Source organism: Pusillibacter faecalis (assembly GCF_018408705.1).
Taxonomy (GTDB): Bacteria; Bacillota; Clostridia; order Oscillospirales; family Oscillospiraceae; genus Oscillibacter; species Oscillibacter faecalis.
Map to the genome: position 1 here is coordinate 740,413 of NZ_AP023420.1, position 15,443 is coordinate 755,855.

At 48.0% G+C, this 15,443-nt stretch carries 29 protein-coding genes; 4 read left to right on the forward strand and 25 right to left on the reverse strand.

Annotation, left to right across the window (positions count from 1 at the left end):
• Positions 1-107: 107 nt before the first annotated feature.
• The 5 genes from terL to KJS55_RS03820 all read right to left on the reverse strand — a co-directional run bounded on the left by terL (position 108) and on the right by KJS55_RS03820 (position 3,657).
• The gene (gene terL / locus KJS55_RS03800) at positions 108-1,742 is read right to left on the reverse strand and encodes a phage terminase large subunit (RefSeq protein WP_213542698.1); all 1,635 of its coding nucleotides are present in this window, start codon (positions 1,740-1,742) and stop codon (positions 108-110) included.
• 89 nt (positions 1,743-1,831) lie between these two features.
• On the reverse strand, positions 1,832-2,110 hold the full coding sequence (locus tag KJS55_RS03805; RefSeq protein WP_213542699.1) for a hypothetical protein: 279 nt from the start codon (positions 2,108-2,110) through the stop codon (positions 1,832-1,834).
• A 72-nt stretch (positions 2,111-2,182) separates the two neighbouring features.
• On the reverse strand, positions 2,183-2,413 hold the full coding sequence (locus KJS55_RS03810; RefSeq protein ID WP_213542700.1) for a DUF551 domain-containing protein: 231 nt from the start codon (positions 2,411-2,413) through the stop codon (positions 2,183-2,185).
• 42 nt (positions 2,414-2,455) lie between these two features.
• Complete coding sequence (locus KJS55_RS03815) at positions 2,456-2,998, reverse strand: GIY-YIG nuclease family protein (RefSeq protein WP_213542701.1); 543 nt, start codon at positions 2,996-2,998, stop codon at positions 2,456-2,458.
• A complete protein-coding gene (locus KJS55_RS03820) occupies positions 2,995-3,657 on the reverse strand; it encodes a recombinase family protein (protein WP_213542702.1) in 663 nt (220 codons plus the stop codon). The genes KJS55_RS03815 and KJS55_RS03820 overlap by 4 nt, the downstream gene beginning before the upstream one ends.
• A 357-nt stretch (positions 3,658-4,014) precedes the next feature.
• Between KJS55_RS03820 and KJS55_RS17480 the strand changes: the two genes are divergently transcribed.
• From KJS55_RS17480 to KJS55_RS03835, 4 genes are all read left to right on the forward strand, one after another.
• Positions 4,015-4,146 carry a hypothetical protein gene (locus tag KJS55_RS17480; protein WP_283093700.1) on the forward strand — a complete coding sequence of 44 codons (132 nt, stop codon included), beginning with the start codon at positions 4,015-4,017 and terminating at the stop codon, positions 4,144-4,146.
• Between the two features lie 138 nt (positions 4,147-4,284).
• Complete coding sequence (locus KJS55_RS03825) at positions 4,285-4,464, forward strand: hypothetical protein (RefSeq protein WP_213542703.1); 180 nt, start codon at positions 4,285-4,287, stop codon at positions 4,462-4,464.
• A gap of 92 nt (positions 4,465-4,556) precedes the next feature.
• Positions 4,557-4,871, forward strand: a complete 315-nt coding sequence (locus KJS55_RS03830) for a hypothetical protein (RefSeq protein ID WP_213542704.1) — start codon at positions 4,557-4,559, stop codon at positions 4,869-4,871.
• Entirely contained in the window at positions 4,868-5,173 is a 306-nt protein-coding gene (locus KJS55_RS03835) for a hypothetical protein (protein ID WP_213542705.1), read from the forward strand. Before KJS55_RS03830 ends, KJS55_RS03835 begins: the two co-directional genes overlap by 4 nt.
• A 408-nt stretch (positions 5,174-5,581) precedes the next feature.
• Here KJS55_RS03835 and KJS55_RS03840 read toward each other — a convergent pair whose 3' ends face one another.
• The 20 genes from KJS55_RS03840 to KJS55_RS03935 all read right to left on the reverse strand — a co-directional run bounded on the left by KJS55_RS03840 (position 5,582) and on the right by KJS55_RS03935 (position 15,443).
• Complete coding sequence (locus tag KJS55_RS03840; RefSeq protein WP_213542706.1) at positions 5,582-5,881, reverse strand: hypothetical protein; 300 nt, start codon at positions 5,879-5,881, stop codon at positions 5,582-5,584.
• A 6-nt stretch (positions 5,882-5,887) separates the two neighbouring features.
• Positions 5,888-6,427, reverse strand: coding sequence for a hypothetical protein (locus KJS55_RS03845; protein WP_213542707.1), 540 nt, complete (start codon positions 6,425-6,427; stop codon positions 5,888-5,890).
• Between the two features lie 7 nt (positions 6,428-6,434).
• A complete protein-coding gene (locus tag KJS55_RS03850; protein ID WP_213542708.1) occupies positions 6,435-6,734 on the reverse strand; it encodes a hypothetical protein in 300 nt (99 codons plus the stop codon).
• A 204-nt stretch (positions 6,735-6,938) separates the two neighbouring features.
• Positions 6,939-7,157, reverse strand: a complete 219-nt coding sequence (locus KJS55_RS03855) for a hypothetical protein (protein WP_213542709.1) — start codon at positions 7,155-7,157, stop codon at positions 6,939-6,941.
• Between the two features lie 28 nt (positions 7,158-7,185).
• On the reverse strand, positions 7,186-7,470 hold the full coding sequence (locus KJS55_RS03860) for a hypothetical protein (protein ID WP_213542710.1): 285 nt from the start codon (positions 7,468-7,470) through the stop codon (positions 7,186-7,188).
• Positions 7,463-7,681 carry a DUF551 domain-containing protein gene (locus KJS55_RS03865; RefSeq protein ID WP_213542711.1) on the reverse strand — a complete coding sequence of 73 codons (219 nt, stop codon included), beginning with the start codon at positions 7,679-7,681 and terminating at the stop codon, positions 7,463-7,465. The genes KJS55_RS03860 and KJS55_RS03865 overlap by 8 nt, the downstream gene beginning before the upstream one ends.
• The gene (locus tag KJS55_RS03870) at positions 7,678-8,085 is read right to left on the reverse strand and encodes a hypothetical protein (protein ID WP_213542712.1); all 408 of its coding nucleotides are present in this window, start codon (positions 8,083-8,085) and stop codon (positions 7,678-7,680) included. Before KJS55_RS03870 ends, KJS55_RS03865 begins: the two co-directional genes overlap by 4 nt.
• 148 nt (positions 8,086-8,233) lie before the next feature.
• Positions 8,234-8,464, reverse strand: coding sequence for a hypothetical protein (locus KJS55_RS03875; protein ID WP_213542713.1), 231 nt, complete (start codon positions 8,462-8,464; stop codon positions 8,234-8,236).
• Positions 8,461-8,781, reverse strand: coding sequence for a dATP/dGTP diphosphohydrolase domain-containing protein (locus KJS55_RS03880; protein WP_213542714.1), 321 nt, complete (start codon positions 8,779-8,781; stop codon positions 8,461-8,463). Before KJS55_RS03880 ends, KJS55_RS03875 begins: the two co-directional genes overlap by 4 nt.
• Complete coding sequence (locus tag KJS55_RS03885; protein ID WP_213542715.1) at positions 8,778-9,626, reverse strand: hypothetical protein; 849 nt, start codon at positions 9,624-9,626, stop codon at positions 8,778-8,780. Before KJS55_RS03885 ends, KJS55_RS03880 begins: the two co-directional genes overlap by 4 nt.
• 4 nt (positions 9,627-9,630) lie before the next feature.
• Positions 9,631-9,900 carry a hypothetical protein gene (locus tag KJS55_RS03890; protein WP_213542716.1) on the reverse strand — a complete coding sequence of 90 codons (270 nt, stop codon included), beginning with the start codon at positions 9,898-9,900 and terminating at the stop codon, positions 9,631-9,633.
• A gap of 149 nt (positions 9,901-10,049) precedes the next feature.
• Positions 10,050-10,397, reverse strand: a complete 348-nt coding sequence (locus tag KJS55_RS03895; RefSeq protein WP_213542717.1) for a hypothetical protein — start codon at positions 10,395-10,397, stop codon at positions 10,050-10,052.
• Positions 10,394-10,573, reverse strand: coding sequence for a hypothetical protein (locus tag KJS55_RS03900; RefSeq protein ID WP_213542718.1), 180 nt, complete (start codon positions 10,571-10,573; stop codon positions 10,394-10,396). Before KJS55_RS03900 ends, KJS55_RS03895 begins: the two co-directional genes overlap by 4 nt.
• A gap of 20 nt (positions 10,574-10,593) precedes the next feature.
• The gene (locus KJS55_RS03905; protein WP_213542719.1) at positions 10,594-11,151 is read right to left on the reverse strand and encodes a hypothetical protein; all 558 of its coding nucleotides are present in this window, start codon (positions 11,149-11,151) and stop codon (positions 10,594-10,596) included.
• Positions 11,148-11,459, reverse strand: a complete 312-nt coding sequence (locus tag KJS55_RS03910) for a hypothetical protein (protein WP_213542720.1) — start codon at positions 11,457-11,459, stop codon at positions 11,148-11,150. The genes KJS55_RS03905 and KJS55_RS03910 overlap by 4 nt, the downstream gene beginning before the upstream one ends.
• 4 nt (positions 11,460-11,463) lie before the next feature.
• Positions 11,464-11,853 carry a hypothetical protein gene (locus KJS55_RS03915; RefSeq protein WP_213542721.1) on the reverse strand — a complete coding sequence of 130 codons (390 nt, stop codon included), beginning with the start codon at positions 11,851-11,853 and terminating at the stop codon, positions 11,464-11,466.
• A gap of 28 nt (positions 11,854-11,881) precedes the next feature.
• Positions 11,882-12,346, reverse strand: coding sequence for a hypothetical protein (locus tag KJS55_RS03920; protein ID WP_213542722.1), 465 nt, complete (start codon positions 12,344-12,346; stop codon positions 11,882-11,884).
• Between the two features lie 205 nt (positions 12,347-12,551).
• Positions 12,552-14,282, reverse strand: coding sequence for a DUF927 domain-containing protein (locus tag KJS55_RS03925; RefSeq protein ID WP_346345694.1), 1,731 nt, complete (start codon positions 14,280-14,282; stop codon positions 12,552-12,554).
• Between the two features lie 17 nt (positions 14,283-14,299).
• On the reverse strand, positions 14,300-14,929 hold the full coding sequence (locus KJS55_RS03930) for a CHC2 zinc finger domain-containing protein (RefSeq protein WP_213542724.1): 630 nt from the start codon (positions 14,927-14,929) through the stop codon (positions 14,300-14,302).
• Between the two features lie 4 nt (positions 14,930-14,933).
• Positions 14,934-15,443 carry an ERCC4 domain-containing protein gene (locus tag KJS55_RS03935; RefSeq protein WP_213542725.1) on the reverse strand — a complete coding sequence of 170 codons (510 nt, stop codon included), beginning with the start codon at positions 15,441-15,443 and terminating at the stop codon, positions 14,934-14,936.

Genomic DNA, 15,443 nt, shown 5'->3' on the forward strand with positions numbered 1-15,443 from the left:
GAAGGAGGTGAACAATGAGAGTGAATGGTGTAAACGCCCTATTCCATATATATTATACCACAATATATGGATAAATCAATATATTTGTATACAATATTTTGTATTTTTTAGAATGGACGGCGGAACACCTCCACCTTGTTCCCTTCTAGTTGCTGGACATACTCAGCAAACATTGCCCAAGCATCAGGAACATCGTCATGTTTATTTTTCCCAGCCATCGTATAGCCGCATAGGAAGTTTAGCATCCGGCGATACTCCTTATCTTTCTTTATGATAGAATTGTCCTTAAATAAAACCCGTTCTTTTACCCACGGGGAATTTACTATGATCTTTGTCTCTTTCCCCTGTGTTGTGTATTTTGTTGTGATTTTTGCGATTCCGCCAGCTTCCTTCACTTCTTTTTGAACTTTTTCTGCTACTTTACCACCAGCGCTGTTACTTTCAAACTGGCCCATCTGAGCCTTGTGCTGAAGGAGCTTTGACACCAGCCGTGCCTCTACAACCTCTGGATTGCTGTTGTCACATACTACGTCTTCACAATAAAAGTCATTCCCGTACTGATAACAAATCGGCATGACGCAGTAATCAGTGCCCTTGTCCTTCGTATCGCACACAAACAGAACTGCATCTGGTTTTCCGTCAGGAAGTTCAAAGTACCTGCGCAGCTCATCCTCATTGTAGAGCTGTCCTTCACGCTCGATTGGTTGATTCATGAATAACGCTCGCCAAGAAGCATCATCCATAACATCCCGTTGCTCATGGTAAAACGCTGTGGTAAATCCGGCATGGTTTCCATAGTCAAAATTGCTTTCATCGTTTTCGTCCAACGCCGGTACAACGATAAATTCTGCTCTATCATTCTCCCCATACATCTGCTCTAATCGTCCAATAACATCATGGACAGACCACCTCGTTGCAATATGGAGTTCTCTGGCATCTCCAATCTTTCGCTGTCTAAGATCGGTTGCGTACAGATTCCACAACTTGTCCATGCGTTCCTTGGAGAGAGCAGACTCCAGGCCGTCAACAAGGTCATCACAATAAAGCAAGTTCTCTGCTCGAACCTTACCAGCATTTCCAGATCCAATAGAGCTAAATTCCAGTGTCGCGAACCTCTTTCCTCGTTTCTTATCGGTTCCAAGGTCAATCATCATATCTTGTGCATTGGTTTTTACTACCTGTACCGTCGGGAACACATCATGCCACAAATATTCTCCCTGCGGATCAAGAATTCGCAGACATTCATCGTATACTCCCCGAAGAAATGCGTTAGAGTGTGAACCTCCAAGAATCGGTTTTTCCGGGCTTCGTCCAGCAAGCCAAGTCAAGAAAAACAGAGCTAATGTAGTTTTCCCAACTCCAGGAGGCAAACTGATAGCCAACAGATCCAGATCTCCGTCCGCCAGCTTTTGAAGAGATTTTGCTACACGAAGCAATTGCTTTCTTCTTGGAATATAAAACCTCTTATCGTTCGGCCTATTCCATTCTATGTACCTGCAATGAGCATCAAAATCATACGGCGCATCAAACAGCAGACTCCGCTTGTTCAACTCGAACATACGGAGGCTTTTTTGTTCTGCTGCGAATTTTGCGGACAGCCGCCGTACCTCCTTGTTCCGCTCGTGCGCCAGTGCAAAATCTTCCGGCTCCAACAACCTGATCGAATCAAACGCATCGGACAGCGCAGATGGGTCAGACAAGTCTCTCTGGAATGCCCTCACTACCAACTCCCGAATTTCCATGAAAAAAGTGCCTCCTATCCTGTAAGATAAAAGGCACTTGGCACTATTATTCCGCTATGCGGTGGCACTTGGCACTAACTAATTCGCATTTAATAGCAACATTTCATTCCGTTTTTAGGAATAATTGTGTATGTGATAATATATGTTTTGCAGGACGCATCTCCCCATCCGGATGCATGAACATCGCAAGTTTCAGATTGTAGATCCTTTGCAAACGCAATAAGTTCTTCTTGTGCTTTATTTGGACTGCAAAATTTGGGGAGTGAATACGATACGTCCAGTATCTTTAAATTTGAATAATCATCCCCAGTTACGCAAATCTTCACTGCTCTGAACTTTCCATTGTTCAATTCAATAGGGACTTCCATAATTAAACCCTCCCTCATAGTTCCCTTGGCACTGTTCGCTCCATCTGGAGAGGCACTTGGCACTACAATTATTCAATCTTCCGCCGGTTCCGGGTACGGCATCCAGTGAGTTACTTCATAATCCTTTCCAAGCCCTTCCCAGTAATCTCCAACAGCATCCGCAAGCTGTTCCCATTCTTTGTACTCTGGATTGTATCGGGCATCAACCCAGGTCTGCTTTCCTCCATCATTGACTCTTACCGTCACCATTACCGGCTCCATATCCGGCGGCATCCTATCAGTGCATTTGATCCAGTCCATCATATCCTCCTTTTTGTTTTGCGGCGGTTTTTAGGAGTCCTTAATTTATCCTAAAAGCCCACATTCCCTCCAAAAATCTTCAACCTTATATCCTTTGCTCCGTTTCCCTCTTGGAACCGGAGGGAATGTTAGTGCCTGCTCTATTGTAAGTCCATACTTTTTAATCCTGTTCATAACGACAGAGGAAGATGTATTGTACTCCGCACACCAATCTTTCGCCGGTTTTGTTTCTCCGAAAGCAGTCCAATAAATGCGCAGTGCATATCGTTCTTTTGAGTATGCCGGATTTTCTTCGTACCACTCTGGGTCACTCATACTGTTATAGCACCGGCCGGAATATGCCTTGATGAACTCCTTTTCGAGTGAGGTGATTTTTTCGGAGTTTCCGTTTTCGTCCGGCAGGAATAGCAAAATTTCTTTCTTGATGTTATCCCATCCGAACTCCTTAATTGCCTCGTAAACCTTCATACCGTAATAGTGAGCACCTTTCCCGGCCCACCGTTGCTTAATATCATAGGTGCAACCGATATAGACCATACCATTGGGGAATGTGAGTTTGTATAGGTATCGCTTGCTCCATCTATTCATGCCCTACCTTCTTTCCCTTTCTTGTTCCTACTCTCCAGAGGAGGCAAGCCGTGTTCCTCCCGATACTTCGCAACTGCCTTATAGTATGTGTTTGGACGCAACCCCAGTTTTTCCATTGCCCACTTGTTCGTCCTCCCATCAGACAAAACTTCTTTGTAAGCCGCATCAAAAGCCGCTTCATCTATCTCAATCGGCTTTCTTCCCTTGTATGCGCCTCTGTCCTTCGCAAGAGCAATCCCCTGAGCCTGCCGCTCATGCGTGTTGATTCTTTCCTTTTCAGCCACATACGAAAGAACCTTCAACACAATATCAGCAATCAGCGTTCCCGTCAGGTCGTTTGTTTTTCTGGTGTCCAGAATAGGCATATCCAAGACAACAATGTCTGCACCGATCTCCTTCGTGATATGTTCCCACTGTTTTCCAGTCTCAGTGTAATTTCTTCCGAGCCGGTCAAGGCTGCACACAAAAACCGTATCGCCCTTTCGGATTACAGTCATCATCGCGTTCCATTTATCCCGGTTGTAGTCCCGTCCGCTCTCTTTATCAATGAAGATATATCGCTCTGGCACACCAGCCTCTTTCAGCATCTTAATCTGCCGTTCCTCGTTTTGGTCTTTCGAGGACACTCGTGCATATCCAACGCAAATGCTCTCGGCCATCACATTTCGCCTCCCTTTATTTGCAAATTCATTGTAGCAAATATCTTTGTTGTTTGTCAACATCTTTTTTGCTTTTTTAATTTTTCGGTGGTGGTGGTACTCAGGTGGTGGGTGCCCGTTCCGGCCTATCCCCCGGAGGTGTCCGCCGCGCCATCCGCCTTGTAATTCCTTGATTATCTAGGGTATACTCCAAGCAAACCGCCCACACATATATAATAATAATTTGCCACAAATCAAACCCGCTACAAAAATAAATAAAAATATTTATAAAATAGATTGACAATATCAAACCAACATGCTATCATATAATCACAGCAAGGGAAACCGAGCTGAATCCACCGGGCAGGAGGTAAGACAATGGAGGAATACAGTATGACAGCAACTGAGGCCGCAAGGCTGATTGACTGGCTAACAGCACACGGCCACACCGCGGAGGATGCCACAGAGTGCATTAAGTACATCGCAACCGGAACCCAGCAAGACAAATAAAATAGGCTCCCCGCAGCCTACCACAGCACAGGGAGCCTAAAGCGAACAGGGGGCGGCGTAGAGCCTGCCATCTATCCGCCCCCACTATAACACAACCGGCAGGGGAAAGCAAGGCCACAGGCTGGGAGGGAAAAGCGCATGGAAATTAAAAGCATTTTGGGCAGCCTAACAGAAGATCTACAAAGCGGAACCATAACGCTATATCAAGCCGCAGAAGAACTGTATAATGCGGGATGGACAAATTACATTGACACTGATAAGGCGAGACGATTGTTACAGCTGTATAACAAAAGCCCCGGCCACCGCTTGCAACAGTGACCAGGGCAAAGAGAAGCCCCAGCAGAAACCACTCAAACCAGGGCACGCCCATTATACCACGGGCGGCCCTCCATGACAAGGAGAAAAAAACAATGGAAAAACTAAATAGAATGTGCGCCGACTGCCTGAAGCTGGGCAAAGAGTGCGAGGGCACCAACTGCCAGACCTGGACGGGCTGCGTGTATCGGGTTACAATCCTTGACGAGATGAAGCGCCAAGCCGCCGAGATCAACCGCCAAAAGGCCGAGGCCATCAAGACCGGCAAGAACCAGATCACCTATAACGACCACAAGGGACAGGCCCACACGCTGTATTATATCGGCGGGCGCTGGGTGGACAACGGCACCCGGCAGCGCATTAACCGGCAGTTTCCCCACGCCGTGGAGTATGGGAGGGCCGCACAATGAAAATGAATCAACTTTTTACGGCCTATTACATGGACAGAACGGCAGTTTATGAAAAAAGCCTTGATTATATCTATTCACATAACCCGGACAACTTAAGAGAAATTCGTCCCACAATTTGGCTGTGGAAAGGCGACATTTCCCCCGTTTTTTTCGTGGACTATGTGGGCGACGGCGTGGGCTGTACTCTTGCTACATTTGATAAGTTAGCAGACGCGCAGAAATACCGGGAACAAATCGGGGAAATGACCGAAGAAGAGTTTGAAAACTGGCTTATAAATGAGCGATGGGCGGCGCGGGCTTGACCCGCCCGCCGGAGAATGGAGGTGACCCCCGCTTGATTGTCCTGTTTGTCTTGCTACTCCCGATCATGATTATCTGGGAAACGGCGAAAAAATCTTGAATACCACCAGCGCCCGCCCTGGGCTTTCCTGGGGCGGGTTTTCTTTTGCCCATGTCCCCTAAGCTTCCCGCCGCTTGCGTGGCCTCCTATGGTCAGCAGGCGGCATTTTTGCGCCCGTGTCCAGCGGGGCAGGGGAGAGGCAAAAAAGCAAAACCTCCGTAAAGGCCATTTACAGGCCCGTAGAGCAGTTTTAATGCCTGTCAGTGTTCTTATATTCCCACGCTCTAAAACGTCCCACAGCGCCCCGCAGAGCGCCCGGCATGATATAAAGCACCCCGGCCCACTCCACCAGGAGCAAGCCGGGGCATTGTCATTTGTTGCGGGCAAGGGATAGGACGGCACAACGGGACTTGTCGGCGTCCCACCAGGCGCAGCGGGGGCCGTCACACTGCCCGCCGATATACTCCACGCGGGGCATCTCTCCATCGGCCCGATACTTAATCGCGCCAGCTTTCAGCGCTTTGGCCAGATCCGGCTCGGGGGCGCAGTTCCAAATGGTCAGCACCGGCGGCTCAGCAGCCTTCAGCGGGCACAACTTCCCACGCGTGAGGCTGTCATAGTCGCTGGCCTCTGCGCCATAGTCGCTACCATAGTCGATAGTCGTTGCCATAGTCGTTTACTCCTCCTCCACCACAGAGCCGGCGATCCGCTCTTCAAGCTGCTTTTGGTCAGCAATAGTCCCTAACGGGTTGTTGGGCGTGAGCACCACTTCGGACTTGTCCACAAGGCCGTCATAGTTCTTTTGCCACCAGACCAGAGTAACAGGGTTGAGCTTGCCATCAGCCCCTAACATTTCACGGTAAGAACCGCAAAAAATCTTCACTTTTTTAATGAGGGCGGAATGTTCTGGACTGCGTGAACGTCCATTTTCCCAGTCGTAAACATCATCGCGGGTGATACCCATAGCAAAGTAAGCTACCTGGTTTGTGACACGAACATCCCTTTCAAAGCAGAGTGAAACATAGTCCCAAAATCGCTTTTCCATAGCCTGAACATCGGACTTATCAACAGGGCCCCACTTTCCGACTTCCATAAGGAACCCGGCAATCTTGGAGTTGTCACCCGGTTTGGTATGTACGCCGTTATCTCCAATCACAGGAGAGTTCCCACCACGGGGTTTCATCTTCCGCTTAACGAGTTCCTTCCCCTGCTCCATAGTCGCATCATTCTTGTTCAGAGTTGTCACCTTCCTTCGCAAACCCAAACCTCTCTCTTGCTCTCTTTGCCATGTTTTCCCGCTGTTCTTCCGATAGTTCCTTTGGAGCGCGGACTTTAATCCACTTCTTGGGGAAAGTATATTCCCTCATTCCTTCACCACTTCTAAGTAAAGTAATTTCTTTGTGTTTTTCGGCAAGTACATCTAAGCGGCGGATCAGGGCACGGTCCATCGTGTAGCAGGAGGCAAGAGGATCTTCCTGATTGTAGTTGTAGATAGTTTCCATTTCATATTTTGTTAAGTCCAATGTTCGTTCCTCCATTCGAGAAAGAACTTCTTCTTGAAGATCATAGTCGCAACAATGTATCTGATAGTCCCTGAGTTGGTCAGAAAGTAGAGTTTTGATAGGATAGGAGAGATGTTTTTGAAGTAAGGCTCCCATGCAGGATTACTATATCTCATTTTTTCTTATATATCCCCTTTTATATCATACAATAGAACTTCCAACCTGTCAAGCCTCAAATGCTTTCTTTGTTATTTCCAATATCTGTTCTGCCGTATATTTGTTTGTTCCGTTGTCTGATTCAACTCCATTCATTGCAAAAATGCCCATTTTGTGATACATCGTCGCGCTGTTTGAGTTGATGACAAAATATGTGTCGTGTGGATAGTTTTCCTGAAGCCACTTAATCGTATTTTTTAGCAAAGGATAGATTTCATTGTACTGCATAATTCACCTCCTCAGCCTATCCGGGAACTCATTCAAGGGCTATCCCTCCCACAATTTTGGCGCCCGCTTCAGACTCTAAGACGGTATGTAAATCCTCGATGCTGCAATAGCCTTCCGCAATGCTGTCCGCCAAGTCTCCAACCTCTTTCCAGACCTTTTGCAGAGCTTCCAGATCAAAGCCCTCCTTATCGCGCAGGGCCATCAAAAATAGAGCGCTTGCGAATTTGATGCCATCATCCCGTCCACGAAGCTCAGCCCGTTTTACATCTGCCTTTGACGCCGGCTGTCTGCGGGGGTTGACTTTTTTACTCATGCTGCTGATTCTCCTTTGGTGGTTCGGGGAGGGGCATCCATGCAACAACCTCAATCCAAGGTCGGCCTGTATTGTCAAGTAAATACCAATGGTCCCCTGTGTAATGTGTCAATTCAAAATGTTCCGCTTTTTGAGATGTATTCCGCCAGTATACCAACACTTCTTGCCCCACTTCCGGCAACCGCTCCCTGACGCTAATCCACTCGCTCATGCTGTCCGCCACCTCTCTAACACATTGATTATCTCAACTGCCGTGTCATAGTCGATACGGAATCTATTATAATATAGTTCGGAAATCAGGTTCCGCGCCTTGTAGATGGTGTCTCGCCGCTTCTTCTCAGCAGCATCTTCCGCTTCTTGAAGTTCTGCCTCGATAAGCAATTCTGCCGTTGGCGGGCTAATCTCTCCAGGTGTTTTCCCATAGCCGCCTACTCTTCCAGACCAGCTCCATGAAGATTCTTTAAAACTGCCCCGATTGGTCCTGACAATACCAGATGGAGTGACTTTTTCTACTTTGGCAGTTTGAATCCTTCCCGCAACCCCAAACCCGCTGTATATCACGATATCTCCCGGCTTTAACGATTTCACCCATGCCAGTGATTCTTCTTTTGTCATTGCCCGCCCTCCCCGTCGTGGATGTTGCTGATGATCTCAATTCCGCTCGTTGAAAGGTGCTTGTTTGCGCCCATACTTTCAGCGCCATTCAGCCAAACGCAAAATCTATTCCATTCTGGGTCATAGCATACAGGAGCTTCTTTTTTGTTCACCTTTCCAGTTCGTCCAGCGGATAATATCCCCCCTCAAAAATCTTCTTCCTGTTCCTGTTGGTCAGGCCGGTGTACTCGCAGACCGTTGAGGGGTCAACCTCGTAAGCTTCACCATGTCGATTTCTGAGCATAATAAAGGGATTTAAGCTATCATGGAGTCGGTATAGATAACCTTCCACCCATGCACCATCACTCAGCCGTTTGGCTTTGAAAAGGATATCTCTCATTCTTTGCCCTCCATCTCAATCAAAAACGCCGCATTGCAGGCCAGATGCCATAGATGAGGCAGGCCGCTTTCCGGATCGCACTTCTCACCCTTAAGATAGGACAGCCAGTGCCGGTATAAAGCATCCTGATAGCGCTGCGGCTCCACCTGCCGCCAATTCTCCGGGTCGTGGTACTTTTCATTTCCGTACATGCGGACCGCCGTCACAGCCTCGATCAGAGACACAGGAACCAGAGTAGGGCGAGGCTTCCCTGCGTCGGCTTTGGCCTTCTGGTCATCTTCATGGACCCATTTGTTGGTAATCATAACTTCGTTCATTCCGCACCTCCGATGATCTCGTCAAGGGTGATGATTTCTCCCGGGCGGAGGGAGGGGAAACAATCTCTGCTCAAAACGATGGACACTGACCAATCGCTTTTGATTGCAACCAGTCCATTCCCGTATGCAGCACGGGTCACCGAATCAGCCTCAAGCAACCGTTTGACCGCTCTGGCATCCTCCACCTCCTGCTCCGTCCAGCGGGGTGGCTCGGTTAAGTCCCAGTATTTAGGGGCAGCTGCGTCTCCTTGCCTTCCGAAATATTGATCACAATACTTTTGCATTTTACATCCCGTACATCTCGCTGGGGTGTCTCGTTGTTCCTTACAGTGTTCTTTAACTTCTCCCAGCGTCCAATCGCTCAGGGGCTTCGGCTTGTCCATGTTGGTCTCCTCCTTAACCGGTGTCGAAACAAACGCCCATTCAAAGACATCTGTTGGATCGTTCAATTCCATAAAACATTGTTTCCCGTTGTAATATTCTCCGGGTTTATGATTGCAACTCCCGGTACTATCTCCGCAAATGGAACAGGTTCTTGTTGCTACTGAGCATCCAATGCTGACTTCTTTCTTTTTTCCGCTCTTGATTTCCTCAATGACCTTGAAATTTTCCGGGATATTCTTGATGGACGCATTGGCCTTGATAAACCACTCGCCGTCTTTCCCTTTAAGGACTACTGTGGAAAGAATTTTTGCAATACTGTCTTGGCCTACAAAACCGTTTTTACCGACAAACATTTTAGACAGTTTACGCAAACACGGAAGTGTAAACCTCTCAAAATCTCTATCGATCTTGGTATCACAAAGACGGATTTCAAACTTATAGTATTCCGGCTCATCCTCCACCACCTCATAGCCCATCAGGCGGGCGGCGGTAGTAATTATCTTTTTTGTCTCTCATACAAGACGAGCATTTTTCAAGTGCCCCCATTTCCGCCCATAGACACCCATCGCATATTAGCGCCTCGTTCGGCGGGGTGAGGGTGGCTTTCAGCTCCCTCAATTCTTCGAACGCTGAATCAAAATCACTTTCGAATCCGTCCAATCCAGAAGGTAAATCTGTTATAAAATCAAACATTTCGTCAAATGCGTTTTTCAAGTTTTCAATCGACTTTGCCATCTTTCAGCGCCTCCAATCTCCATGTACTATACGGAGCATGATACAATCGCCCATCATCTGTACACACCATAATCTGCATTGCTGAGGCGGTCGGGGTGTAAATTTTTGTTATCACGCCCCGGACACCGCTCACCATGCAAACGACCCTGTCACCTATCTCCATACAGCGCCTCCAATCTCTCCATCACCATCTCCGCGGCCTCGTCCGTCATGGGAGCACCGCACCATGCGCAGAAAGGTGTTTCTACATCAGGGGTTCTCCCGCATTTTGTACAGCGGCACTGTATATTTCCAGCTCCCAAAGGCGGCAAATAGTGTTTCCACACACCCCTCCAGACCTTCTCCACCTGCTCCCGGCTGACGGGGCGGAGGGCGGAAATAATCTCTAACGGGTCTAAGGCCGATATGACCGCTTCTGCGGCCTCTCTGCTGGGAGTATAATGGCAAAGGTTCCAATCCTCTAAAATTTCGTTCGCTTCTTCCCGCGTCATTTTCATGGCTGGGCCTCTTTTTCGCCTTTTCCTATCGGCCAGTCAACGGGGATAACCGTTTTTAAGATGCAACCATCATCTCCATCAAATCTGCAACCACTACATGAAAACTGTTTGGCGCAATATCCTTTCAGCCTTTTATAGGCCCTGTCTACTGGGTCAATACGCTTGAATAAGTTCATTCCATCCCCTCCACTCAATCTTATTTGATACGAACAGGAAGAACCATCTTAATGTCCTCCTTGTTGGTGCGGAGAAGAATAGGCTCTACATTGCTGCGGAATTCCAAAATTACCGGCTGCCTAAAGCTTTCTCCAGCAGATACCTTTGCTGCCTGTAAAGCTGCCAGGAGGTAATTTCCGTTGAAGCCAATCCGGTATTTTACCTCACTTGTTGGAATTGCTTTTTCCCATTCAAATCCGCTGTCCTGCGGCTGGGTATATCCGAACGAGAACCCACCGCACCGGATTACAGCCTCTTTCCCTTCTTCTGTCAGAGAGATGGTTGCATACTGCTTGTTTGGGAGTTTGGTATTGCTCTTGATGAATGCCACAAAGTCTTCGTCGCAATCACTGATAATTGAGTGCTCCACAGACATCCGATAGCCATCAACGGCCATAGCCGCGACTTGATTTTCTGCTGCATGGAACTCCAGCTTAATGTATTGATTGCAAGGACAGGTGGCGCTATCGCTCACAAAAGACTTGGTGGCCGCAATCAAGCGGTTCAAGTCGTTAGTGTAAATCTTTGCCGACTTCATGTGTTTTCCTCCAATCTTTGTAATTCCTCCGCGCTCAGAATTGGTGTACGAGTATTCCAGGCGAGGCGGGTTTTATAATAGTCATAGCTCCAAATGGAAAAGTTAATTCCGCACTCGCACTCAATGCTAACCGGATCGCCGCCACTATCAGGGTCATAGAAGGTCGGCTTCCAGTCCTCCGGGCCGTGTTCCTTTGGTGTTCTGCCACACATACACGGCACCAGCACCCCCGCATCCGTCAGCCGTTTCGCCGCCTCGTGGTCGCCCAAGAGGGCGCGTTTCATGTCTTGGTTCATGCTCTCTTCCATTGATTTACCTCTTGTAAATAATCCTTGTACACCCGCATGGGCATTCCAAAGATACCTCTGCATGGGGGCCATAATTGTCGCTATCATAGTCTCCCACAAACCACTTTTTAACATGAACATCTGCCCGTGTTTCTCCGCATTTTTGGCATTTTAGTTCAGTCAATTTTTCGTAGTCTACCTCTTTTCGGAACCAGTTAGGGTCATCAAAAATGCTTTTCCCAACCCTGAAAGACTGAATATGTCCCCCGCTTCTGTCTGGGATCACAATTTCGTAAAAATCATGGTTTTCACGGTCACTTGTACAATCCCAATGATGATCAATGCCTCTACACTTGAACACAGTTCCGGCAGGACTGTCAGGTAAATCTTTTAATTGGGTAAATTTATATTTCATGTGATCTTCCCTTCCAGCAAGCAGATATTCACCATACCAGCATCGCACCACAGTCCTCACAGAATCGCGGCCTTCTATCTGCGTGTTCCCGGTTAAAAAATCTCCTGCAGCACGGACAGTTCGCTCCATGTTCTGATAGGATCACATTTTGTTGCAGCTCGTTTTTTAAAATTCCATCAATGGTATTCACCAGCGCAAGGCAGTTTTCTGTTGTTGGTTCTTTCCGCGCCTTGATTCTGGCTTGCTCTGAAAGCCGCAGGATTTTCTCCCGCTCATAGGCGGTGTTGTCCCGGAAGTTGTCAGTTTGAATTTCATTCAATGCACGAGCTTTTAGTTTCTTCTTTCTGTCAATCGCCTGCTCTCTAGTGATGGTCCCCTTTTGGTACATTTCGTAAATCTCGGACAAACTCCGATAACCACCTTCATCAAACAAGGAAAGTCCATCTGGAACAGGTTCGTGGTTCTTGGCCTGCTCTTCATAATTAAAGAACATTGTTTCCTCCTTTTGTAACGGATAGTAACGAACTGTAACGAATCTATCGTTACACTGAAACGATTGTGCCGCAACGGCTTTACGGTTTTGTAACGATGTAACGAAGATTTATACCACTTCCAAAAAACAAATATTGCGTACACAATTTTTTTATTTTAGAGAAACATTAAAAAAGTTCGTTACATTCGTTACATCGTTACACCCGCTAAGGTAGTAAAGAGCCGTCAATATCGTCCAATTCATCATCGAAATCCGAAATTTTGAGCCAAACACAGCGGGAAACGCGTCCATTTATTCGTTTTGGCTTTGTTGGCTCTCCTTTTTTTGAACAATGAATGTAACCGCGATTTTTCGCCCAGCCAAGGAAAGCGGATGCGTTATAACCCTCGTCGGACAAAATTTGATCGAACTTTGACCGGATGATACAGGCGTATTCTCCGTCTAGCTCTCCCCATATTTCTCCCTGGTGGGTGTCTGCTTCCGGTGTGAATCTGGACTGATTGATGTTGATAAAATCATAGAGGTATTGCAGCGCCCGAGCGTTCTGGTTGACGGCCTCTTTGGAGACAAGGTATTTTGAGATGTCTTCCGGCTGAAGAAAAATTCCATCTTGAAAAATCCACTCCTCTGCAAGCCTGTCTGCAGCTAATATTAGCGCCGCAGAAGCTGTTTGCTTATCCATTGTGTCACCGGTCTTTAGTGTGTCCTGCATGGCCTCCTGTAGCTTCTGGACGCGCTCCTGAACGCCATCTTCCATCAAGTGTTTTACGAATTCCGGGCCAGCAAATCCGTAATTTGCATACAAACTGGTCGCGGTTTTCTTAGGATCGTCAAAGAGTTTGGTGTCGTGACAGTCCACTTCAATTGTTCGGTTGACTGCGCCCTCACCGCTGTTGGATGAAATGATGGGGAATTCGCCGGTTGTGATAATGCAGTTCCGCCAGGTGGGCGTTTTCTGCAATCCTCCCTGCTTCTGTCCCCTTGCCCGGCCAACGCCCTCAGAGAGCTGATAGATCATCTTGTCGAAGTCCTTGCGATTGTCCTTGACAAGCTGTAGCTCGTCGATGACGAGAGGGAGAGAATTGCAGAACGCTGCGCCCAGCTCTTTTCCCACTTCCGTGGCGTTGAAGGTTTGGATGTAAACACCAATCTCCGGATTTGCCCATACGCTGGCGGCCAAAACAAGGCTTAGGCTTTTTCCCGTCTCTGATCCGCCCCACAGGTGAACAAAAAAGGGGAGGCAACTGCAGGGCTTAACCAGAACAGATGCGAATGACGCTGCCAGGACAATCCGTGCAACAACATTTCCAGGTGTTTTTCCTGCTCTGACAGACCTCACGCAGTCTAACCACGCCTGACGGCTTCCTTTTTCCTGAATGCTTTCAAACCGCGTCCTGAAAGTTTCCTCTCCGTCAAAGACAAGGTCCTCCTCGTAAGGAGAAAATCCATATCCGTCAATCCACCCAAGACGGCCCACACTAGACACCTCTGGTATAGTATCGTAGTTGAGCTGTTCTACATCTGCTAAGTATCGGACTAAGGCTTTGCTAGTTTCGCTGTTGACCATGATCCCGTACTTGGAAAGGCCGATAATTGACCGGCTGTCAGAAATCATGTTTTTGTCCTCGATCACGGTTTCCCAACGTCTTCCTAAACGATAGGCCAACATGACCTTGTGTACTTTGGTGTCTACATTTACCAGCCGCTGCACCGGCATGATGGGATGGTAGCATGCCACTACTTCAAAGCCGAGCTTGTCTGTTCCGTAAATTCCGGTGTCAGATGCCGACCAGCTCCCGCAGTCCAGCTCCAGCTCCTGTCCGGTAAAATCTGTTCGGTTGAAACCTGGGGCTGAGGTCCCACTGACTGTTTCCATGTATGCTTTGAATAGGGCGGCCAAGTTCCTGATTCCTACAGTTTGAGCCTGTGCGGACATGACGCCCAAAAGCTGTTTTAGCTCGAACTTATTATCTTTGTGGGCATACAGGTATTCAAAAGGTTTCGTTGTTGTGAGGTAGTCGTCTCTTGTGTAAACGGGCACGTCCCCCAATGTTCTTTGCCTCCCTTCTCCACGAAGTCGTCAAGCCAGTATTCAATATACGGGAGGCGCTTGACGGCCTCGACATATAGTGGATGGTAAAACACAACGTCTCCTTGCCGGATTGGCTGGAAGGTGTTTCGTATTTCCTTCCAGTATTGAAATTCTCGAATCATAAACCGGAAGTTTGCCTCTGCCTGGGCGTTTTTCCGCTGTTCTTTCCGGCGGGCTTCCAGCGTGGCAGACTGGGCGGCTCGGTCCGGCTTACTTTCTGTCAGGCCCAGGCGAAAGTCCGCATTGATACGGAGTATCGCTTGGCGGAAATTTAAGTCGAACAGACGCATCACAAAATCAATGACACTTCCGTGAGCCCCACAAGCAAAACAATGAAACCCTCCTTGCCCATCGTATAGCTTCAGGCTGGCCGTATGGTCCCCTGAGTGCCACGGGCACTTCATGAATCCAGAACGATTCACCTGAAAACCATAAAATTCTACAACCTCTCTGACGGTAAGCCTCTGCCGGATTTCTTGCGCCATATCCATGCCATTACCCCCTCTTTAACCTGTCTCTCACCCAGTAATAAAGAGTGCTGTACATGATTTGTGCCGTTTCAGATGGCTTGCAGAAAATCACGGTCAGGTTGTATTCTGCTTGCCAGGACATAAGAGAGGCAAAAAGGCTTTTTGGCTCTAGGCGAGAGCGGTAGTTGTGGAGAAAAATGTCCGTCCAGGTAGCGTTCTCCACCACCAGAAACAGCTTCATTCCCCTTGCTTTGGCACGGATCATTTCACGCTCGAATCGCTCTCTGCCTGTAGTAAAATTCCCGGCAATCTCGTCCAGATTTGCCTTGCGTTCAAAAGCCACCTCGTCTTCAAACGTGGTATCTCCCAACATGGCGGAGTAGTCTCCCGTCTCCAAGGCCCGGCTTTTGTGTTGGATGTGGTTTTTGTCCAGCCAGGTAATCAGATGGTCATTGACCTGTTCCCGACTGTCAGCTATGACTACCAACTCCTTCAATTTCTGCTTGATCTCCGCGTCTGTATAGTGGGTCAGCAT

Excerpts from the sequence above, each read along its gene's own strand:
- terL (WP_213542698.1), bottom strand. The coding sequence starts at position 1,742 with ATGGAAATTCGGGAGTTGGTAGTGAGGGCATTCCAGAGAGACTTGTCT.
- KJS55_RS03805 (WP_213542699.1), bottom strand. The coding sequence starts at position 2,110 with ATGGAAGTCCCTATTGAATTGAACAATGGAAAGTTCAGAGCAGTGAAG.
- KJS55_RS03810 (WP_213542700.1), bottom strand. The coding sequence starts at position 2,413 with ATGATGGACTGGATCAAATGCACTGATAGGATGCCGCCGGATATGGAG.
- KJS55_RS03815 (WP_213542701.1), bottom strand. The coding sequence starts at position 2,998 with ATGAATAGATGGAGCAAGCGATACCTATACAAACTCACATTCCCCAAT.
- KJS55_RS03820 (WP_213542702.1), bottom strand. The coding sequence starts at position 3,657 with ATGGCCGAGAGCATTTGCGTTGGATATGCACGAGTGTCCTCGAAAGAC.
- KJS55_RS17480 (WP_283093700.1), top strand. The coding sequence starts at position 4,015 with ATGGAGGAATACAGTATGACAGCAACTGAGGCCGCAAGGCTGATTGAC.
- KJS55_RS03825 (WP_213542703.1), top strand. The coding sequence starts at position 4,285 with ATGGAAATTAAAAGCATTTTGGGCAGCCTAACAGAAGATCTACAAAGC.
- KJS55_RS03830 (WP_213542704.1), top strand. The coding sequence starts at position 4,557 with ATGGAAAAACTAAATAGAATGTGCGCCGACTGCCTGAAGCTGGGCAAA.
- KJS55_RS03835 (WP_213542705.1), top strand. The coding sequence starts at position 4,868 with ATGAAAATGAATCAACTTTTTACGGCCTATTACATGGACAGAACGGCA.
- KJS55_RS03840 (WP_213542706.1), bottom strand. The coding sequence starts at position 5,881 with ATGGCAACGACTATCGACTATGGTAGCGACTATGGCGCAGAGGCCAGC.
- KJS55_RS03845 (WP_213542707.1), bottom strand. The coding sequence starts at position 6,427 with ATGGAGCAGGGGAAGGAACTCGTTAAGCGGAAGATGAAACCCCGTGGT.
- KJS55_RS03855 (WP_213542709.1), bottom strand. The coding sequence starts at position 7,157 with ATGCAGTACAATGAAATCTATCCTTTGCTAAAAAATACGATTAAGTGG.
- KJS55_RS03860 (WP_213542710.1), bottom strand. The coding sequence starts at position 7,470 with ATGAGTAAAAAAGTCAACCCCCGCAGACAGCCGGCGTCAAAGGCAGAT.
- KJS55_RS03865 (WP_213542711.1), bottom strand. The coding sequence starts at position 7,681 with ATGAGCGAGTGGATTAGCGTCAGGGAGCGGTTGCCGGAAGTGGGGCAA.
- KJS55_RS03870 (WP_213542712.1), bottom strand. The coding sequence starts at position 8,085 with ATGACAAAAGAAGAATCACTGGCATGGGTGAAATCGTTAAAGCCGGGA.
- KJS55_RS03875 (WP_213542713.1), bottom strand. The coding sequence starts at position 8,464 with ATGAGAGATATCCTTTTCAAAGCCAAACGGCTGAGTGATGGTGCATGG.
- KJS55_RS03880 (WP_213542714.1), bottom strand. The coding sequence starts at position 8,781 with ATGAACGAAGTTATGATTACCAACAAATGGGTCCATGAAGATGACCAG.
- KJS55_RS03890 (WP_213542716.1), bottom strand. The coding sequence starts at position 9,900 with ATGGCAAAGTCGATTGAAAACTTGAAAAACGCATTTGACGAAATGTTT.
- KJS55_RS03895 (WP_213542717.1), bottom strand. The coding sequence starts at position 10,397 with ATGAAAATGACGCGGGAAGAAGCGAACGAAATTTTAGAGGATTGGAAC.
- KJS55_RS03900 (WP_213542718.1), bottom strand. The coding sequence starts at position 10,573 with ATGAACTTATTCAAGCGTATTGACCCAGTAGACAGGGCCTATAAAAGG.
- KJS55_RS03905 (WP_213542719.1), bottom strand. The coding sequence starts at position 11,151 with ATGAAGTCGGCAAAGATTTACACTAACGACTTGAACCGCTTGATTGCG.
- KJS55_RS03910 (WP_213542720.1), bottom strand. The coding sequence starts at position 11,459 with ATGGAAGAGAGCATGAACCAAGACATGAAACGCGCCCTCTTGGGCGAC.
- KJS55_RS03915 (WP_213542721.1), bottom strand. The coding sequence starts at position 11,853 with ATGAAATATAAATTTACCCAATTAAAAGATTTACCTGACAGTCCTGCC.
- KJS55_RS03920 (WP_213542722.1), bottom strand. The coding sequence starts at position 12,346 with ATGTTCTTTAATTATGAAGAGCAGGCCAAGAACCACGAACCTGTTCCA.
- KJS55_RS03925 (WP_346345694.1), bottom strand. The coding sequence starts at position 14,282 with ATGTCCGCACAGGCTCAAACTGTAGGAATCAGGAACTTGGCCGCCCTA.
- KJS55_RS03930 (WP_213542724.1), bottom strand. The coding sequence starts at position 14,929 with ATGGATATGGCGCAAGAAATCCGGCAGAGGCTTACCGTCAGAGAGGTT.
- KJS55_RS03935 (WP_213542725.1), bottom strand. The coding sequence starts at position 15,443 with ATGCTGACCCACTATACAGACGCGGAGATCAAGCAGAAATTGAAGGAG.